Origin of the sequence: Shewanella xiamenensis (assembly GCF_024971755.1) — a bacterium.
Taxonomy (GTDB): domain Bacteria; phylum Pseudomonadota; class Gammaproteobacteria; order Enterobacterales; family Shewanellaceae; genus Shewanella; species Shewanella xiamenensis.
Genome location: NZ_CP079718.1, coordinates 831839 through 850986 on the forward strand (window position 1 = coordinate 831839; position 19148 = coordinate 850986).

Here is a 19148-nt window from a genome sequence, read left to right on the forward strand (position 1 = left end):
ATGTTGATCCGAGGTTTTAGCGCTATATAATGGCCGGTTTTCTGTGGTTTTTAGTAGTGTCGTTGAAGGGTGGAAACAAACGTGTCTTGGAGTGATAAGAGGCGACACTGGCGGGCGAGGATGTCACGGGTTAATTGGTACTTGTGGAGTGGGATTGGTTTTTTATGGTTAGTCATTGGTAGTTTTGTTTTTGGCGGCTACCTGCTACATAAGTTTTTAAATGATGCCAGCACTCTGCCCATTGAAGCGGTCGCCATTAAAGGTGAGCGGACTTACACCACAGATAGGGATATACAAATTGCACTACAGGATTTAATGCAGCGGAGTTTTTTTAGTGCTGACATCACCTTAGTGCAACAGGCATTAGAAGCTTTACCTTGGGTGTATCGTGCGTCAGTGAGACGTGAATGGCCTGCGAAACTCAGGGTGTATTTACAGGAGCAACAACCGGTCGCCCATTGGAATGGTACCGCTTGGCTCAATGTGCATGGTGAAGTGTTTGAAGCGCCATCGCACCCTGAGTTAGAGCATTTGCCTTATTTATCTGGGCCAGATGATATGGGGACCGAAGTGTTAACCGCCTACGCGCAGGTTAACTCGCTACTGAAGATTAATGGTTTTACCTTAGCCAATTTGAGTTTAACACCACGTCATGCGTGGCACGCGACACTAGGTAACGGTATTGTTTTAGACCTAGGTCGAGAAGATAAAATGGCAAGGATACAAAGGTTTATCACTGTTTACCCATTATTGGCGAAACAAGATAAACCGATTGCCAGAGTGGATTTGCGCTACGACACAGGGTTGGCCGTAGGCTGGGGCGATGCACAAACAAGAGAGCCGATAATTAATGACCAAAAACCAAGATAGAAATCTGATCGTCGGATTGGACATAGGAACCTCTAAAGTCGCAGTGATCATAGGCGAAGTTCTGCCCGATGGCGAAATCAGCATAGTCGGCCTTGGTAACCACCCTTCAAGGGGCATGGATAAAGGTGGCGTTAACGATTTAGACTCCATCGTGCGCAGTGTGCAACGCGCGCTCGATCAAGCGGAATTAATGGCAGACTGCCAAGTATCATCGGTTTACCTAAGCATTTCCGGTAAACATATCGCCTGCCAAAACGAAAATGGCATGGTGTCGATTAACGATGAAGAAGTGACACAGGAAGACGTCGACAACGTGATCCACACCGCGCGCTCGGTGAAGATCCCGACAGAACGTCGTATTCTGCATGTGTTACCGCAGGAATACGCGATTGACGTACAAGACGGCATTCGCAGCCCTATCGGCATGTCAGGCATGCGGATGGAAGCCAAGGTACACATAGTGACCTGCGCCAATGATATGGCGAAGAACATCACTAAGAGTGTTGAGCGCTGTGGTTTGAAGGTCGATGACTTAGTGTTCTCTGGCATTGCATCGGCGGATGCGGTATTAACCTTCGATGAAAAAGACTTAGGTGTGTGTATCGTCGATATCGGCGGCGGCACGACGGACATCGCCGTGTATACCAATGGTGCGCTACGTCACTGTGCAGTTGTGCCGGTTGCGGGTAACCAAGTGACCAACGATATTGCGAAGATTTTCCGCACGCCGTCGTCACATGCCGAACAAATTAAAGTGCAATTCGCCTGTGCGCGCAGCTCCATGGTGAGCCGCGAAGACAGTATCGAAGTGCCCTCGGTGGGTGGTCGCCCATCGCGCAGCATGTCACGTCACACGCTGGCCGAAGTGGTGGAGCCAAGATATCAAGAGCTGTTTGAGTTAGTGCTCAAGGAGCTGAAAGACAGTGGTTTAGAAGATCAAATCGCCGCAGGTATCGTGTTAACAGGTGGTACGGCGTCGATTCAAGGCGTGGTGGACATTGCGGAGGCAACTTTTGGTATGCCGGTTCGCGTCGCCTCACCATTGCCAGTTAAAGGGTTATACGAATACGTGGATCAGTCTATTTACTCCACAGGGGTTGGATTGCTCCACTACGGTGCAAGACGGGTGCTTGAGCGTCAATTCGAGCGTCCTGAGCGTCAAGGGGTTACCAGTGCTTGGAATCGGGTCCAAAGCTGGTTTAAGGGTGAATTTTAATAACGCAGGCAACACGGAGATCAGACAATGTTTGAGATCATGGACACTCACTCAGACGACGCGGTGATTAAAGTCATCGGCGTTGGCGGCGGCGGCGGTAACGCTGTCGAACATATGGTCAAACACAACATTGAAGGTGTTGAGTTTGTCGTTACCAATACAGACGCACAGGCGCTACGTAAATCTGGCGCTGGCTCAACGATTCAATTAGGTCGCGATGTCACTAAAGGTCTTGGCGCTGGCGCCAACCCAGAAGTGGGTCGTGCCGCAGCGGAAGAAGACCGCGAAAACATTCGTGCAGCGATCAAAGGCTCAGACATGATCTTTATCGCCGCCGGTATGGGCGGTGGTACTGGTACAGGTGCTGCGCCAGTTGTTGCTCAAATCGCTCGTGAAGAAGGCATCTTAACGGTTGCGGTCGTGACTAAGCCTTTCCCTTTCGAAGGCAAAAAGCGCATGGCTTATGCCGAGCAAGGTATCGCTGAGCTTGCTAAGCACGTGGATTCGTTAATCACTATCCCTAACGAAAAATTATTAAAAGTATTGGGTCGTGGTACGTCATTACTCGATGCGTTTGCCGCAGCGAATAACGTGTTACTCGGCGCAGTACAAGGTATTGCTGAGCTGATTACTCGCCCTGGTCTGATTAACGTCGACTTTGCTGACGTGAAAACCGTTATGTCTGAAATGGGTAATGCCATGATGGGCACTGGTGTTGCACGTGGTGAAGACCGTGCAGAAGAAGCGGCTGAAGCTGCTGTAGCCAGCCCATTATTAGAAGACATCGACTTAGCCGGTGCCCGTGGTGTGTTAGTTAACATTACCGCAGGTATGGACATGAGCATCGAAGAATTTGAAACTGTTGGTAACCATGTTAAAGCTTATGCTTCTGACAATGCTACCGTGGTTGTGGGTGCGGTTATCGACCCAGAAATGAGCGACGAACTGCGCGTAACCGTAGTTGCAACGGGTATTGGTGCTGAAAAGCGTCCTGATATTCAATTGGTTTCTAAGCCGGCACCACGTCCAGAACCAGTGGTTGTGGAACCAAAAGTTGAAGCTTATGTCGAAGAAGCAACTCATGTGAGCTATGCAGCGCCAAAGGGTAACGTATTACCTGCATCGCCAGCACCGGCTCCTGCGCCAGCGCCTTCAACAAAGCATGAATTGGATTACTTAGATATCCCAGCGTTTTTGCGTAAGCAAGCTGATTAAAACAGGTATTTGAGTCCAGCGTATCGGGTGATGTATTGCTCTATCGGCAATACCACCCAATGACGACATTTGTATGACATAGCTAACTTATGTTACTATGTCGAACCTATGTGGTCGTTTTGCTGCCGCTGTGTGCGCAAATATTAGGCTTAATTATTGAAATCTAAACGGGTAACTGAATGATATTTCAAAGAACTGTTCAAAAAATGGTGAAAGCTACCGGAGTCGGTTTGCACTCTGGGAATAAAGTCACCTTGAGCATTATGCCCGCACCAGTCAATACAGGGATCGTACTTGTGCGTACCGATATGAGTCCTGCCGTTGCTATTCCAGCAAAGGCGGAACAAGTTCGCGAAACCACGATGTGCACGGCACTTGTCAATGACGAAGGTATTCGTATTTCGACTATTGAGCATTTATTTGCAGCCTTAGCGGGTTTAGGTATTGATAACGCCGTAATCGAAGTGGACGCCCCTGAAATCCCAATTATGGATGGCAGTGCGAGCCCATTTGTCTTCTTACTTCAGTCTGCGGGTATTAAAGAGCAGTCTGCACCTAAGAAGTACTTAAAGATTAAACGCCCTGTGCGTGTTGAAGACGGTGATAAGTGGGCCGAGCTCAAGCCTTTTAAAGGTTTTAGAGTCAACTTTAAAATTGACTTTGCTCACCCCGAAATTGCTCGCAGCCAACAGCATGTGGTGATGGACTTCTCTACTTCAGCTTTTGTTAAAGACATTAGCCGCGCTCGTACTTTTGGTTTTATGCGTGATATTGAGTATCTGCGTGCGAATAACCTAGCATTAGGTGGCAGCATGGAAAACGCAGTTGTACTTGATGAATATCGCGTCCTCAACCCCGACGGCCTGCGTTATGAGGATGAGTTCGTTAAGCACAAAATTTTAGATGCGTTTGGTGATCTCTATGTGGCAGGACACGCCATTCTTGGTGAGTTTACTGCCTATAAAACGGGTCATGCTCTGAATAACCAGTTAGTACGTGCCTTATTGGCGCAGCAAGATGCGTGGGAGTTAGTGAGCTTTGAGAAAGAAGCCGATGTCCCCGTTAGCTTTGCTGTACCTGGTGGCGCGGTCTTCGCTTAATTGCGTCTGATGTTTACTTATTACGGCTGGCCAATGTGGCCAGCCGTTTTAGTTTTTCGCCTAGTGTCCCGCTCACATTTTCTGCAAGTGCGGCAATATGTTCTGCAGCGGCTGGACTCAATGCTTTATGCGCCTGTTTCGGCTTTGCGTCATACAATGCTAATCTCGGGTTGACTTTAACTTCAATTGCGGTAAGGATTGGGAGCGTTTCTGCTTGAAGCTGCGCGAGTAGTTTCGGCTTTTGGAAATTAATTCGTGCGGCCCATGCTGCCGAAGTGGTTTCAACCACAAGAACACCCTGGCGGAAATTAGCGACTTTCAGCTGCTCCGCAACAGGACCTGCGACAATCTGCTTCACGTGCTGATCCAGATATAAAAGTAGTTCCGCTTTCTCAGCTATGTCGGGTAATGTGCCTGATTGGTGTAGTAATTGGCTGAGATCCTGAGGGGGCTTTTTCATATGATAATAAGATGGCTGAATTAGGCTATGAGTGTAACAGTATTTATTCAAGGTCGGAATGGCGTTACGCGCTGGCAACCCAGTAAACGCTGGTTGATCCTTCCCATGCTATTGTTAGCTACTGGTGCCGGTATTTATCAACACAACTCTGCTAGGTTTGAAAATCAGCAAGCCAGTGTCGATAACGATCGAATCCAACGCGAACAACAAAAGAAGCAAGTCTTAGAGCTTAAAAGTGCCACAGAGTCACAGCTAGCCATGCTGGCGACCCATGTCGCGCGCATGCAAGCTAAAATCACCCGTCTCGAGGCCTTAGGTCAACAAGTCGCAAAACAAAACAAATTGGATGAAGACTTTGATTTCTCATCTGAAGTTGGGGTTGGTGGTTTAAGCGAATTAGGCTCAAATATCGAAATTAGTCAGCTTATCGAAGATATGGATAAACTGGCGTCACGAATTGACAACAATAATGTTCAACTATCACTACTTGAAACAGTGTCATCTAACCACCATATAGATGCTGAACGTTATGTATCAGGGCTCCCACTCGATAAAGGTTGGTTATCGTCGCCCTACGGATTACGTAATGACCCTTTTAACGGTCGTCGAACCATGCACAAAGGGATCGATTTTACCGGTCGGGAAGGGGCTAAAGTTGTCGCGACTGCAGCAGGCGTGGTGACTTGGGCTGGGAATATGTTTGGTTATGGCGAATTGGTCGAAATCGACCATGGTAACGGTTTACGTACACGCTATGGCCATAATAAAGCTTTGTCAGTAGCTGTAGGTGATGTGGTCGCTAAAGGCGAAACCATCGCCAGTATGGGAAGTACTGGGCGCTCAACAGGGGCTCATGTGCATTATGAAGTGTTGCGTGGCGGACAGCAGATAGATCCACAAAAGTTTGTCTACCGCAAAGCAAGTTAATTGAAACATTGGCTTCTAGTTTCCATCATGGACTTGGCCTACAGAAAATAAGTGATTCAGATGTTTGGTAAATTACTGACAAAAGTATTTGGTAGTCGCAACGACCGTACCCTTAAAGGGTTACAAAAAGTAGTTAATAAGATTAATGCGCTTGAAGCCGATTATGAAAAATTAACCGATGAGCAGCTTAAAGCGAAAACCGCAGAGTTTCGTGAGCGTTTAGCTGCGGGCGCTTCATTAGATAGCATTATGGCGGAAGCGTTTGCCACCGTGCGTGAAGCATCTAAGCGTGTGTTCGAAATGCGTCACTTCGACGTGCAGTTACTCGGTGGTATGGTACTTGATAGTAACCGTATCGCTGAAATGCGTACGGGTGAAGGTAAAACTTTAACCGCAACACTGCCTGCTTACTTAAATGCCTTAACGGGCAAAGGCGTTCACGTTATTACCGTCAACGATTACTTAGCACGCCGTGATGCTGAGAATAACCGTCCACTGTTCGAATTCTTAGGTTTAACTGTTGGGATTAACGTTGCAGGCCTTAGCCAACAGGCGAAGAAAGATGCCTATAACGCCGATATTACCTACGGTACCAACAATGAATTTGGTTTCGATTATCTGCGCGACAACATGGCGTTTTCACCACAAGAGCGTGTTCAACGTCCATTACACTATGCACTGATCGACGAAGTCGACTCAATCCTTATCGATGAAGCCCGCACGCCATTGATTATCTCTGGTGCAGCGGAAGACAGCTCTGAGCTATACATCAAGATCAACACGCTTATCCCCAATCTTATCCGTCAAGATAAAGAAGACTCTGAAGAGTATGTGGGCGAAGGCGACTACACCATTGATGAAAAAGCCAAACAAGTGCACTTTACTGAACGCGGTCAAGAGAAGGTTGAAAACCTGCTGATTGAACGTGGCATGTTAGCTGAAGGCGACTCACTTTACTCAGCAGCCAATATTTCGCTACTGCACCATGTGAACGCTGCACTACGTGCTCATACCTTATTTGAGCGTGATGTGGACTATATCGTTCAAGATGGCGAAGTGATCATCGTTGATGAACACACCGGTCGTACTATGCCAGGTCGTCGTTGGTCAGAAGGTTTACATCAAGCTGTTGAAGCTAAAGAAGGTGTTCGTATTCAAAACGAAAACCAAACTCTGGCATCGATTACCTTCCAAAACTACTTCCGTTTGTATGAGAAGTTAGCGGGCATGACAGGTACTGCTGATACCGAGGCGTTTGAGTTTCAACATATCTATGGTTTAGATACCGTTGTGGTGCCAACTAACCGTCCAATGGTCCGTAAGGATATGGCGGATTTAGTTTACTTAACCGCTAATGAAAAGTATCAAGCGATTATTAAAGACATCAAAGACTGCCGTGAACGTGGCCAACCTGTATTGGTGGGTACCGTTTCTATCGAACAGTCAGAACTGTTAGCGCGCTTAATGGTGAAGGAAAAGATCCCGCACCAAGTGCTTAACGCCAAGTTCCATGAAAAAGAAGCCGAGATTGTTGCCCAAGCAGGCCGTACTGGCGCCGTAACCATTGCCACTAACATGGCGGGTCGTGGTACCGACATCGTGCTTGGTGGCAACTGGAATATGGAAATCGAGGCGCTGGAAAATCCTACCCCAGAGCAAAAAGCCAAGATCAAAGCTGATTGGCAAGTGCGTCATGACGAAGTGGTTGCCGCGGGTGGTTTACACATTCTCGGTACCGAGCGCCACGAGTCACGTCGTATCGACAACCAGCTACGTGGTCGTGCGGGCCGTCAAGGTGATGCGGGCTCTTCACGTTTCTACCTGTCGATGGAAGATAGTTTAATGCGTATCTTCGCTTCTGATCGCGTCTCCGGCATGATGAAGAAGCTGGGCATGGAAGAAGGCGAAGCGATCGAACATCCATGGGTGTCTCGTGCAATCGAAAATGCTCAACGTAAAGTAGAAGCACGTAACTTCGATATTCGTAAGCAATTACTTGAATTCGATGACGTGGCAAACGATCAGCGCCAAGTGGTTTACGCCCAGCGTAATGAGTTGATGGATGCGGAAAGTATTGAAGACACGATTAAAAACATCCAAGACGATGTAATTGGTGCGGTAATCGATCAGTACATTCCACCACAATCAGTAGAAGAGTTATGGGATGTTCCTGGGTTAGAGCAGCGCCTAAACCAAGAGTTTATGCTTAAACTGCCAATCCAAGAATGGCTCGATAAAGAAGACGATTTACACGAAGAAAGCCTACGTGAGCGTATTATCACTTCTTGGTCAGATGCTTATAAAGCCAAAGAAGAAATGGTCGGTGCCTCAGTACTGCGCCAATTCGAAAAAGCAGTGATGCTACAAACCCTCGATGGCTTGTGGAAAGAGCATTTAGCCGCAATGGATCATTTACGCCAAGGCATCCACTTACGTGGTTACGCGCAGAAGAATCCAAAGCAAGAGTATAAGCGTGAGTCATTCGAACTGTTCCAACAATTGCTGAATACGCTGAAACATGACGTGATTAGCGTGTTGTCTAAAGTTCAAGTGCAAGCTCAATCTGATGTTGAAGAAATGGAAGCTCGTCGTCGTGAAGAAGATGCCAAAATCCAACGCGACTATCAGCACGCAGCAGCCGAAGCCTTAGTTGGTGGGGATGATGGTAGCGACGAGATGATGGCGCACACACCAATGATCCGCGATGGCGATAAAGTTGGCCGTAACGATCCTTGTCCTTGTGGCTCTGGCCGTAAATATAAGCAGTGTCACGGTAAGCTAAGCTAATTCAACACGTGCACCTAATTCTAAAAGGCGACTGTAATAGTCGCCTTTTTCATGCCTACTCAAAACCAGATACAAATCATTGAATCTGTCTGCATCTATATAAAGCTTATTTGAATCTCCAGCCTTCCAGTTATGGCAAGTCATGCTTTGTTCACAAATAAAGCAGTAAAATTGCCTTTTGTGGATAACGTTGGGGGTAACTAGTGGGTACTTTGTGACTAACTGAAACTATTGAAAAAAGATCGAAAAAATACAAAAAAGCGCTTGCACAAAAAGTTCCGCTGCCTATAATGCGCATCCACTGACACGGCAGACAGCGAAAGCGAGCGTGGTTTCAGTGCGAATGGAATGCAAAATGTGCAGTTGATTCGAAAGCCTCAAGAAGTTTGCAAAAACGCCTTGACGCGACAAGGGAAATGCGTAAAATACGCAGCCCTGACCCGCTGAAATCACTAGTGATAATGCGATGGTCAACGCTCTTTAACAATTTATCAAGCAAATCTGTGTGGACACTCACAGGTGTTGAGTTAATCGAAATTACTCTGCCGTTTGGCGAGTAATCAAAGAATTAAATCAATGAATGAGTGTTCATAGCAATATGTACATACAGTAATGTATGAATTGAAACGCAATGCTTCTTAGTGAGCAAAGCGAATCAAAACAGTAGAATTCATTGAGTCGTTTAACGTGAGTTAAACAAAAAACTTTAATTGAAGAGTTTGATCATGGCTCAGATTGAACGCTGGCGGCAGGCCTAACACATGCAAGTCGAGCGGCAGCACAAGGGAGTTTACTCCTGAGGTGGCGAGCGGCGGACGGGTGAGTAATGCCTAGGGATCTGCCCAGTCGAGGGGGATAACAGTTGGAAACGACTGCTAATACCGCATACGCCCTACGGGGGAAAGAGGGGGACCTTCGGGCCTCTCGCGATTGGATGAACCTAGGTGGGATTAGCTAGTTGGTGAGGTAATGGCTCACCAAGGCGACGATCCCTAGCTGTTCTGAGAGGATGATCAGCCACACTGGGACTGAGACACGGCCCAGACTCCTACGGGAGGCAGCAGTGGGGAATATTGCACAATGGGGGAAACCCTGATGCAGCCATGCCGCGTGTGTGAAGAAGGCCTTCGGGTTGTAAAGCACTTTCAGTAGGGAGGAAAGGGTGAGTCTTAATACGGCTCATCTGTGACGTTACCTACAGAAGAAGGACCGGCTAACTCCGTGCCAGCAGCCGCGGTAATACGGAGGGTCCGAGCGTTAATCGGAATTACTGGGCGTAAAGCGTGCGCAGGCGGTTTGTTAAGCGAGATGTGAAAGCCCTGGGCTCAACCTAGGAATAGCATTTCGAACTGGCGAACTAGAGTCTTGTAGAGGGGGGTAGAATTCCAGGTGTAGCGGTGAAATGCGTAGAGATCTGGAGGAATACCGGTGGCGAAGGCGGCCCCCTGGACAAAGACTGACGCTCATGCACGAAAGCGTGGGGAGCAAACAGGATTAGATACCCTGGTAGTCCACGCCGTAAACGATGTCTACTCGGAGTTTGGTGTCTTGAACACTGGGCTCTCAAGCTAACGCATTAAGTAGACCGCCTGGGGAGTACGGCCGCAAGGTTAAAACTCAAATGAATTGACGGGGGCCCGCACAAGCGGTGGAGCATGTGGTTTAATTCGATGCAACGCGAAGAACCTTACCTACTCTTGACATCCACGGAAGAGACCAGAGATGGACTTGTGCCTTCGGGAACCGTGAGACAGGTGCTGCATGGCTGTCGTCAGCTCGTGTTGTGAAATGTTGGGTTAAGTCCCGCAACGAGCGCAACCCCTATCCTTATTTGCCAGCACGTAATGGTGGGAACTCTAGGGAGACTGCCGGTGATAAACCGGAGGAAGGTGGGGACGACGTCAAGTCATCATGGCCCTTACGAGTAGGGCTACACACGTGCTACAATGGCGAGTACAGAGGGTTGCAAAGCCGCGAGGTGGAGCTAATCTCACAAAGCTCGTCGTAGTCCGGATTGGAGTCTGCAACTCGACTCCATGAAGTCGGAATCGCTAGTAATCGTGGATCAGAATGCCACGGTGAATACGTTCCCGGGCCTTGTACACACCGCCCGTCACACCATGGGAGTGGGCTGCAAAAGAAGTGGGTAGCTTAACCTTCGGGGGGGCGCTCACCACTTTGTGGTTCATGACTGGGGTGAAGTCGTAACAAGGTAGCCCTAGGGGAACCTGGGGCTGGATCACCTCCTTACCTATACGACTAACTCGATGTTTGTTGAGTGTTCACACAGATTTGCTTGATAGAAGATAGAGTAAAAGATGGGTCTGTAGCTCAGCTGGTTAGAGCGCACCCCTGATAAGGGTGAGGTCGGTGGTTCAAGTCCACTCTGACCCACCAATCCTTCCTTCTCAGCGTTGGAAAGTGACTCGTTTAGTGAACTAAACGTCGCCACTGTCCGCCTTGATAAGAAATGATTGGCAAACCAATCCTTTAAGAGGTTTGGAACATCTTATTTACTCGCACTGCATGTAAATGGGGCTATAGCTCAGCTGGGAGAGCGCCTGCCTTGCACGCAGGAGGTCTGCGGTTCGATCCCGCATAGCTCCACCATTTACTGCATTATGGTTAGAGATGCCAAAGATAAACTTAAACATTATCTTTGGCTTTTTTAAGCCCGCTCTTTAACAATTTGGAAAGCTGATAGTAATTAATACAATGATGTCTGTCGTTGTGTTAATACGAAAAAAATTGAGTTCTTAAAACACTTGTTAAGTGTCTTGAATATTCAAGTCTAAGGCGAGTCCATCTTCTTGGTCGAAGATGAGACAAGTAAAACCAGCTGGTCGCAACAATTCAAGTGGCTCACGTAAGTGAAACCTATTTGGGTTGTATGGTTAAGCGACTAAGCGTATACGGTGGATGCCTTGGCAGTCAGAGGCGATGAAGGACGTAGTAACTTGCGAAAAGCGTTGGCGAGCTAGTAACAAGCATTTGAGCTAACGATGTCCGAATGGGGGAACCCGGCACCATAAGGTGTCATCATTAAGTGAATACATAGCTTAATGAGGCAAACGAGGGGAACTGAAACATCTAAGTACCCTTAGGAAAAGAAATCAACCGAGATTCCCCTAGTAGCGGCGAGCGAACGGGGATTAGCCCTTAAGTCAGAGGGGTGTTAGTGGAATGGTCTGGAAAGTCCAGCGGCACAGGGTGATAGCCCCGTACACGAAAACTAACCTTTGATGAAAACGAGTAAGGCGGGACACGTGATATCCTGTTTGAATATGGGGGGACCATCCTCCAAGGCTAAATACTCCTGACTGACCGATAGTGAACCAGTACCGTGAGGGAAAGGCGAAAAGAACCCCTGTGAGGGGAGTGAAATAGAACCTGAAACCGTATACGTACAAGCAGTGGGAGCGGTTCTTGAGACCGTGACTGCGTACCTTTTGTATAATGGGTCAGCGACTTACGTTTTGTAGCGAGGTTAAGCGAATAGCGGAGCCGTAGGGAAACCGAGTGTTAACTGCGCGTTTAGTTGCAAGGCGTAGACCCGAAACCCGGTGATCTAGCCATGGGCAGGTTGAAGGTTGAGTAACATCAACTGGAGGACCGAACCGACTAATGTTGAAAAATTAGCGGATGACTTGTGGCTGGGGGTGAAAGGCCAATCAAACCGGGAGATATCTGGTTCTCCTCGAAAGCTATTTAGGTAGCGCCTCGAGCGAATACCATTGGGGGTAGAGCACTGTTAAGGCTAGGGGGTCATCCCGACTTACCAACCCTTTGCAAACTCCGAATACCAATGAGTACTACTCGGGAGACAGACGGCGGGTGCTAACGTCCGTCGTCAAAAGGGAAACAACCCAGACCGTCAGCTAAGGTCCCAAAGTGTATGTTAAGTGGGAAACGATGTGGGAAGGCTTAGACAGCTAGGATGTTGGCTTAGAAGCAGCCATCATTTAAAGAAAGCGTAATAGCTCACTAGTCGAGTCGGCCTGCGCGGAAGATGTAACGGGGCTAAACATACCACCGAAGCTACGGGTGCAATTCATTAGAGTTGCGCGGTAGAGGAGCGTTCTGTAAGCCGTTGAAGGTGAAGGGGTAACCCACACTGGAGGTATCAGAAGTGCGAATGCTGACATGAGTAACGATAAAGGGGGTGAAAAACCCCCTCGCCGAAAGACCAAGGGTTCCTGTCCAACGTTAATCGGGGCAGGGTGAGTCGACCCCTAAGGTGAGGCCGAAAGGCGTAATCGATGGGAAACAGATTAATATTTCTGTACTTCCGCTAACTGCGATGGAGAGACGGAGAAGGCTAGGCTAGCGCGGCGTTGGTAGTCCGCGTTTAAGGTGGTAGGTGGGTGACTTAGGCAAATCCGGGTCACTATACACTGAGAGCTGATGACGAGTCCCCAAGGGGATGAAGTAGTTGATGCCATGCTTCCAGGAAAATCTTCTAAGCTTCAGGTTAGCGGGAATCGTACCCCAAACCGACACAGGTGGTCGGGTAGAGAATACCAAGGCGCTTGAGAGAACTCGGCTGAAGGAACTAGGCAAAATGGTACCGTAACTTCGGGAGAAGGTACGCTCTTGTTGGTGATGAGACTTGCTCTCTAAGCTGACGGGAGTCGCAGATACCAGGTGGCTGCAACTGTTTATCAAAAACACAGCACTGTGCAAAATCGCAAGATGACGTATACGGTGTGACGCCTGCCCGGTGCCGGAAGGTTAATTGATTGGGTTATCGCAAGAGAAGCTCATGATCGAAGCCCCGGTAAACGGCGGCCGTAACTATAACGGTCCTAAGGTAGCGAAATTCCTTGTCGGGTAAGTTCCGACCTGCACGAATGGCGTAATGATGGCCACGCTGTCTCCAGCCGAGACTCAGTGAAGTTGAAATTGCGGTGAAGATGCCGTATACCCGCGGCTAGACGGAAAGACCCCGTGAACCTTTACTATAGCTTGGCACTGAACATTGACCCTACATGTGTAGGATAGGTGGGAGACTATGAAGTTGGAACGCTAGTTCTGATGGAGTCGTCCTTGAAATACCACCCTTGTAGTGTTGATGTTCTAACTTGGCCCCATTATCTGGGGTAAGGACAGTGCCTGGTGGGTAGTTTGACTGGGGCGGTCTCCTCCCAAAGAGTAACGGAGGAGCACGAAGGTTGGCTAAGTACGGTCGGACATCGTACGGTTAGTGCAATGGCATAAGCCAGCTTAACTGCGAGACAGACACGTCGAGCAGGTACGAAAGTAGGTCATAGTGATCCGGTGGTTCTGAATGGAAGGGCCATCGCTCAACGGATAAAAGGTACTCCGGGGATAACAGGCTGATACCGCCCAAGAGTTCATATCGACGGCGGTGTTTGGCACCTCGATGTCGGCTCATCACATCCTGGGGCTGAAGTCGGTCCCAAGGGTATGGCTGTTCGCCATTTAAAGTGGTACGCGAGCTGGGTTCAGAACGTCGTGAGACAGTTCGGTCCCTATCTGCCGTGGGCGTTGGATGATTGAGGGGAGTTGCTCCTAGTACGAGAGGACCGGAGTGAACGAACCGCTGGTGTTCGGGTTGTCATGCCAATGGCATTGCCCGGTAGCTATGTTCGGAATCGATAACCGCTGAAAGCATCTAAGCGGGAAGCGAGCCCCAAGATGAGTCATCCCTTGGACTTTAAGTCCACTAAAGAGCCGTTCGAGACTAGGACGTTGATAGGTCAGGTGTGTAAGCGTTGTGAGGCGTTGAGCTAACTGATACTAATGACTCGAGAGGCTTAACCATACAACCCAGATGGGTTTTGCTAAGTAGCACTTAGCTTGAATAGAAACACTTAAGAAGTGATACTCAATACAGCTTTCCGAATTCATTTACTGCCCACATAAGATGGGGAGTAGATACCAAATTTGCTTGGTGACAATAGCATTGTGGTCCCACCTGATCCCATCCCGAACTCAGAAGTGAAACGCAATCGCGCCGATGGTAGTGTGGGGTCTCCCCATGTGAGAGTAGGTCATCGCCAAGCGCCTAATTTCATCTATTGATGACAAAAAATTGCTGATATGGCTCAGTCGGTAGAGCGCATCCTTGGTAAGGATGAGGTCCCCAGTTCGATTCTGGGTATCAGCACCATTATAGTCTAGTGTGATGTCCTAGAGAAAAATTTGCTTGGTGACAATAGCATTGTGGTCCCACCTGATCCCATCCCGAACTCAGAAGTGAAACGCAATCGCGCCGATGGTAGTGTGGGGTCTCCCCATGTGAGAGTAGGTCATCGCCAAGTGCCTAAATAAACACAAAAGCCCTAGCCTAAACCGCTAGGGCTTTTGTGTTTATACGCTTCGCGAAAAGCTACATCGATGTCGGTCAATAAATGTTCCTCCAATCTCCAATATTGACACTTCCACCATCCATGGCGGTCGCTCCGCCGCTAAGCGGGTTCCCCCGCTACGAAGACAAGCTTCTTCGCGTTCAATCATGGCTAATACCAATCCGCATTAAAGCTCAGTCACCTTTGCCCATTCCCGAGAGCACATCTTTATCACGCGTTTTGTACAACTGATAAAGCTGTTCCATGCCTTGCTGCAGGCATCCACTATGTCCTCATATCCTTTAAAACAGGATTGGCGAGATAATGTTGGCGCAGCCAACTCCATACCTGTTTGATGGGGTTTAGTTCTGGGGAATATGGCGGCAGTTTGAGGATCGACAGGTTAGGGATATCAGCAGCAAGGTCATTGGTATGCCAACCCGCACCGTCCATTACCACGACTGCATGGCGGCCAGGTTTGGTGCGTTTTGCAATGAGCTCCAGGTGCTGGTGCATGATGTCCTTATACCATTCCGCATTAAAGTTCAGTCACCTTTGCCCATTCCCGAGAGCACATCTTTATCACGCGTTTTGTACAACTGATAAAGCTGTTCCATGCCTGGCTGCAGGCATCCACTATGTCCTCATATCCTTTAAAACAGCGATTGGCGAGATAATGTTGGCGCAGCCAACTCCATACCTGTTCGATGGGGTTTAGTTCTGGGGAATATGGCGGCAGTTTGAGGATCGACAGATTAGGGATATCAGCAGCAATGTCATTGGTATGCCAACCCGCACCGTCCATTACCACGACTGCATGGCGGCCAGGTTTGGTGCGTTTTGCAATGAGCTCCAGGTGCTGGTGCATGATGTCCTTATTGACGAATGGCGTGATGATGGCTTCAGTTTCTCCTGTTGCAGGACAGACAGCGCCGAAGAGGTGCACATATTCAAACTGCTGCTGTTTTAACGCTCTTGGTCTACTGCCTTTGGGGGCCCAAAGGCGTGTCGTTATATTTTGCTGGCCGAATCTTGCTTCGTCCTGAAACCAAATATCAATCTGGTGGGGTTGTATATGAATGGGAGTGTGAAGGATCGTTTCCAGAGGAAACTTTTTTAAAAGCGTCCTGTAAGCTCTGAGTTTGTTTTGGATGCCTGGAGCGACTGGTTATCCAACAGTATCCCATGCTCTTGAGTAGCTTGTAGATGTGATTGGGATGGTACTCGACATTAAACTCACTCGATATGTATTGCTGGATGTCTGCCCCAGTGAGTCTGCCGCCCTCATCTGATTGTGCTTTGAATTCAATGTATCTGGCGAGTCTCCTTTTTTGCTCATTTGACAATGACGGCTTCTTCCCAGGGCGTGGTTTATCTTCAAGTCCTGCCAGTCCTTGCTCAAGATAACTGGAGACCCATAAGTTGACGCTAGATCTGGCCAGCTTCAACTGGTTTGCCACCTGAGTGCGGTTATGGCATTGCAAAAATAACGATACAGCGAGCAATCGCATGCGCTTATGCGGATTTTTTTCTCTTTTGGAGAGGTTAAGCAGACTTTCAGCAGTTTTAGATTTCATAATCCAATTTTAAGCTGTTGGGTTGCTTGCTATTAGATCAGACTTCAATGCGGAATGGTATTATTGACGAATGGCGTGATAATGGCTTCAGTTTCTCCTGCTGCAGGACAGACTGCGCCGAAGAGGTGCACATATTCAAACTGCTGCTGTTTTAATGCTCTTGGTCTACTGCCTTTGGGGGCCCAAAGGTATGTCGTTGTATTTTGCAGGCCGAATCTGGCTTCGTCCTGAAACCAAATATCAATCGAGACTAAAAAAATCAGCCTCACAATTAACTTTGAATACGCACAGCTGTGAGCTCTTTTAACTTAAAATTGAGTAATTTAATTATTTAATCTAGTCATTAAACCCTCTCAGTGTGGATAACTCTGGGTATAACGAGTGTGTAGGTTGTGCCTAGCTTGGGTGTAACAATCTATTTGAAAATTAATCATAAAAACCCGAAAAAAGCGCTTGCACAAAAAGTTCAGCTGCCTATAATGCGCATCCACTGACACGGCAGACAGCGAAAGCCAACGCGGTTTCAGTGCGAATGGAATGCAAAATGTGCAGTTGATTCGAAAGCCTCAAGAAGTTTGTAAAAACGCCTTGACGCGATGAGGGAAATGCGTAGAATACGCAGCCCTGACCCAGTGAGCGGTAACGCAAGCGATGAGGTCAAATGCTCTTTAACAATCTAAACAAGAAATCTGTGTGGACACTCACAGGTGTTGAGTTAATCGAAATTACTCTGCCGTTTGGTGAGTAATCAAAGAATTAAATCAATGAATGAGTGTTCATAGCAATATGTACATACAGTAATGTATGAATTGAAACGCGATGCTTCTTAGTGAGCAAAGCGAATCAAAACAGTAGAATTCATTGAGTCGTTTAACGCGAGTTAAACAAAAAAACTTTTAATTGAAGAGTTTGATCATGGCTCAGATTGAACGCTGGCGGCAGGCCTAACACATGCAAGTCGAGCGGCAGCACAAGGGAGTTTACTCCTGAGGTGGCGAGCGGCGGACGGGTGAGTAATGCCTAGGGATCTGCCCAGTCGAGGGGGATAACAGTTGGAAACGACTGCTAATACCGCATACGCCCTACGGGGGAAAGAGGGGGACCTTCGGGCCTCTCGCGATTGGATGAACCTAGGTGGGATTAGCTAGTTGGTGAGGTAATGGCTCACCAAGGCGACGATCCCTAGCTGTTCTGAGAGGATGATCAGCCACACTGGGACTGAGACACGGCCCAGACTCCTACGGGAGGCAGCAGTGGGGAATATTGCACAATGGGGGAAACCCTGATGCAGCCATGCCGCGTGTGTGAAGAAGGCCTTCGGGTTGTAAAGCACTTTCAGTAGGGAGGAAAGGGTGAGTCTTAATACGGCTCATCTGTGACGTTACCTACAGAAGAAGGACCGGCTAACTCCGTGCCAGCAGCCGCGGTAATACGGAGGGTCCGAGCGTTAATCGGAATTACTGGGCGTAAAGCGTGCGCAGGCGGTTTGTTAAGCGAGATGTGAAAGCCCTGGGCTCAACCTAGGAATAGCATTTCGAACTGGCGAACTAGAGTCTTGTAGAGGGGGGTAGAATTCCAGGTGTAGCGGTGAAATGCGTAGAGATCTGGAGGAATACCGGTGGCGAAGGCGGCCCCCTGGACAAAGACTGACGCTCATGCACGAAAGCGTGGGGAGCAAACAGGATTAGATACCCTGGTAGTCCACGCCGTAAACGATGTCTACTCGGAGTTTGGTGTCTTGAACACTGGGCTCTCAAGCTAACGCATTAAGTAGACCGCCTGGGGAGTACGGCCGCAAGGTTAAAACTCAAATGAATTGACGGGGGCCCGCACAAGCGGTGGAGCATGTGGTTTAATTCGATGCAACGCGAAGAACCTTACCTACTCTTGACATCCACGGAAGAGACCAGAGATGGACTTGTGCCTTCGGGAACCGTGAGACAGGTGCTGCATGGCTGTCGTCAGCTCGTGTTGTGAAATGTTGGGTTAAGTCCCGCAACGAGCGCAACCCCTATCCTTATTTGCCAGCACGTAATGGTGGGAACTCTAGGGAGACTGCCGGTGATAAACCGGAGGAAGGTGGGGACGACGTCAAGTCATCATGGCCCTTACGAGTAGGGCTACACACGTGCTACAATGGCGAGTACAGAGGGTTGCAAAGCCGCGAGGTGGAGCTAATCTCACAAAGCTCGTCGTAGTCCGGATTGGAGTCTGCAACTCGACTCCATGAAGTCGGAATCGCTAGTAATCGTGGATCAGAATGCCACGGTGAATACGTTCCCGGGCCTTGTACACACCGCCCGTCACACCATGGGAGTGGGCTGCAAAAGAAGTGGGTAGCTTAACCTTCGGGGGGGCGCTCACCACTTTGTGGTTCATGACTGGGGTGAAGTCGTAACAAGGTAGCCCTAGGGGAACCTGGGGCTGGATCACCTCCTTACCTATACGACTAACTCGATGTTTGCTGAGTGTTCACACAGATGGCTTGTTGAACTTCCTGTAAGGGAAGGGAGAGCGACATGCACCGCGAGCCGGTATGCATTGTTCTTTAACAATTTGGAAAGCTGATAGTAATTAATACAATGATGTCTGTCGTTGTGTTAATACGAAAAAATTGAGTTCTTAAAACACTTGTTAAGTGTCTTGAATATTCAAGTCTAAGGCGAGTCCATCTTCTTGGTCGAA

General features: G+C 48.5%; 8 protein-coding genes, 3 tRNA genes, 5 rRNA genes and 2 pseudogenes. 14 read left to right on the plus strand and 4 right to left on the minus strand.

Features of this window, described 5'->3' with window-relative positions; genetic code table 11:
* Window positions 1-120 precede the first annotated feature (120 nt).
* The 4 genes from KXJ80_RS04745 (at window position 121) to lpxC (ending at window position 4401) form a co-directional block, all read left to right on the plus strand.
* Window positions 121-870, plus strand: a complete 750-nt coding sequence (locus KXJ80_RS04745) for a cell division protein FtsQ/DivIB (RefSeq protein ID WP_037428855.1) — start codon at window positions 121-123, stop codon at window positions 868-870.
* Window positions 851-2086, plus strand: a complete 1236-nt coding sequence (ftsA, locus tag KXJ80_RS04750; RefSeq protein WP_011073897.1) for a cell division protein FtsA — start codon at window positions 851-853, stop codon at window positions 2084-2086. Before KXJ80_RS04745 ends, ftsA begins: the two co-directional genes overlap by 20 nt.
* A 27-nt stretch (window positions 2087-2113) precedes the next feature.
* Window positions 2114-3301, plus strand: coding sequence for a cell division protein FtsZ (gene ftsZ / locus KXJ80_RS04755; protein ID WP_011624294.1), 1188 nt, complete (start codon window positions 2114-2116; stop codon window positions 3299-3301).
* 179 nt (window positions 3302-3480) lie between these two features.
* Window positions 3481-4401, plus strand: a complete 921-nt coding sequence (lpxC, locus tag KXJ80_RS04760) for a UDP-3-O-acyl-N-acetylglucosamine deacetylase (protein ID WP_037422814.1) — start codon at window positions 3481-3483, stop codon at window positions 4399-4401.
* Window positions 4402-4414: 13 nt separating this feature from the next.
* Here lpxC and KXJ80_RS04765 read toward each other — a convergent pair whose 3' ends face one another.
* Complete coding sequence (locus tag KXJ80_RS04765; protein ID WP_037422811.1) at window positions 4415-4861, minus strand: DUF721 domain-containing protein; 447 nt, start codon at window positions 4859-4861, stop codon at window positions 4415-4417.
* A 27-nt stretch (window positions 4862-4888) separates the two neighbouring features.
* Here KXJ80_RS04765 and KXJ80_RS04770 point away from each other — a divergent pair, with 27 nt between their 5' ends.
* The 9 genes from KXJ80_RS04770 (at window position 4889) to rrf (KXJ80_RS04810) (ending at window position 14859) form a co-directional block, all read left to right on the plus strand.
* Window positions 4889-5788 carry a M23 family metallopeptidase gene (locus KXJ80_RS04770; protein WP_055647662.1) on the plus strand — a complete coding sequence of 300 codons (900 nt, stop codon included), beginning with the start codon at window positions 4889-4891 and terminating at the stop codon, window positions 5786-5788.
* Window positions 5789-5848: 60 nt separating this feature from the next.
* Window positions 5849-8575, plus strand: a complete 2727-nt coding sequence (gene secA, locus KXJ80_RS04775; protein WP_037422805.1) for a preprotein translocase subunit SecA — start codon at window positions 5849-5851, stop codon at window positions 8573-8575.
* 707 nt (window positions 8576-9282) lie between these two features.
* A 16S ribosomal RNA gene (locus KXJ80_RS04780) occupies window positions 9283-10825 on the plus strand.
* Window positions 10826-10895: 70 nt separating this feature from the next.
* Window positions 10896-10972 (plus strand) — tRNA-Ile (locus tag KXJ80_RS04785).
* A gap of 137 nt (window positions 10973-11109) precedes the next feature.
* Window positions 11110-11185, plus strand: a tRNA-Ala gene (locus KXJ80_RS04790).
* Window positions 11186-11467: 282 nt separating this feature from the next.
* Window positions 11468-14360, plus strand: a 23S ribosomal RNA gene (locus KXJ80_RS04795).
* Between the two features lie 125 nt (window positions 14361-14485).
* Window positions 14486-14601 (plus strand): 5S ribosomal RNA (rrf, locus tag KXJ80_RS04800).
* Between the two features lie 31 nt (window positions 14602-14632).
* Window positions 14633-14708 (plus strand) — tRNA-Thr (locus KXJ80_RS04805).
* 35 nt (window positions 14709-14743) lie between these two features.
* A 5S ribosomal RNA gene (gene rrf, locus KXJ80_RS04810) occupies window positions 14744-14859 on the plus strand.
* Together the 16S, 23S and 5S rRNA genes with 3 tRNA genes alongside form the textbook arrangement of a ribosomal RNA operon.
* A gap of 214 nt (window positions 14860-15073) precedes the next feature.
* Here the strand turns inward: rrf (KXJ80_RS04810) and KXJ80_RS04815 are convergent.
* The 3 genes and pseudogenes from KXJ80_RS04815 to KXJ80_RS04825 all read right to left on the minus strand — a co-directional run.
* Window positions 15074-15408 (minus strand): annotated as a pseudogene (locus tag KXJ80_RS04815) (transposase); the annotation flags it as partial.
* Window positions 15409-15424: 16 nt separating this feature from the next.
* Window positions 15425-16463, minus strand: a protein-coding gene (locus KXJ80_RS04820) for an IS630 family transposase (protein ID WP_218678129.1) whose coding sequence is annotated in 2 segments (ribosomal slippage) — window positions 15425-16003 and window positions 16005-16463 — 1038 coding nt in all. Because the reading frame shifts where the segments join, the coding sequence is not laid out codon by codon here.
* A gap of 59 nt (window positions 16464-16522) precedes the next feature.
* A pseudogene (locus KXJ80_RS04825) lies at window positions 16523-16723 on the minus strand (transposase); the annotation flags it as partial.
* A 637-nt stretch (window positions 16724-17360) separates the two neighbouring features.
* On the opposite strand from KXJ80_RS04825, the gene KXJ80_RS04830 reads away from it, so the two are divergent.
* A 16S ribosomal RNA gene (locus KXJ80_RS04830) occupies window positions 17361-18903 on the plus strand.
* Window positions 18904-19148 lie beyond the last annotated feature (245 nt).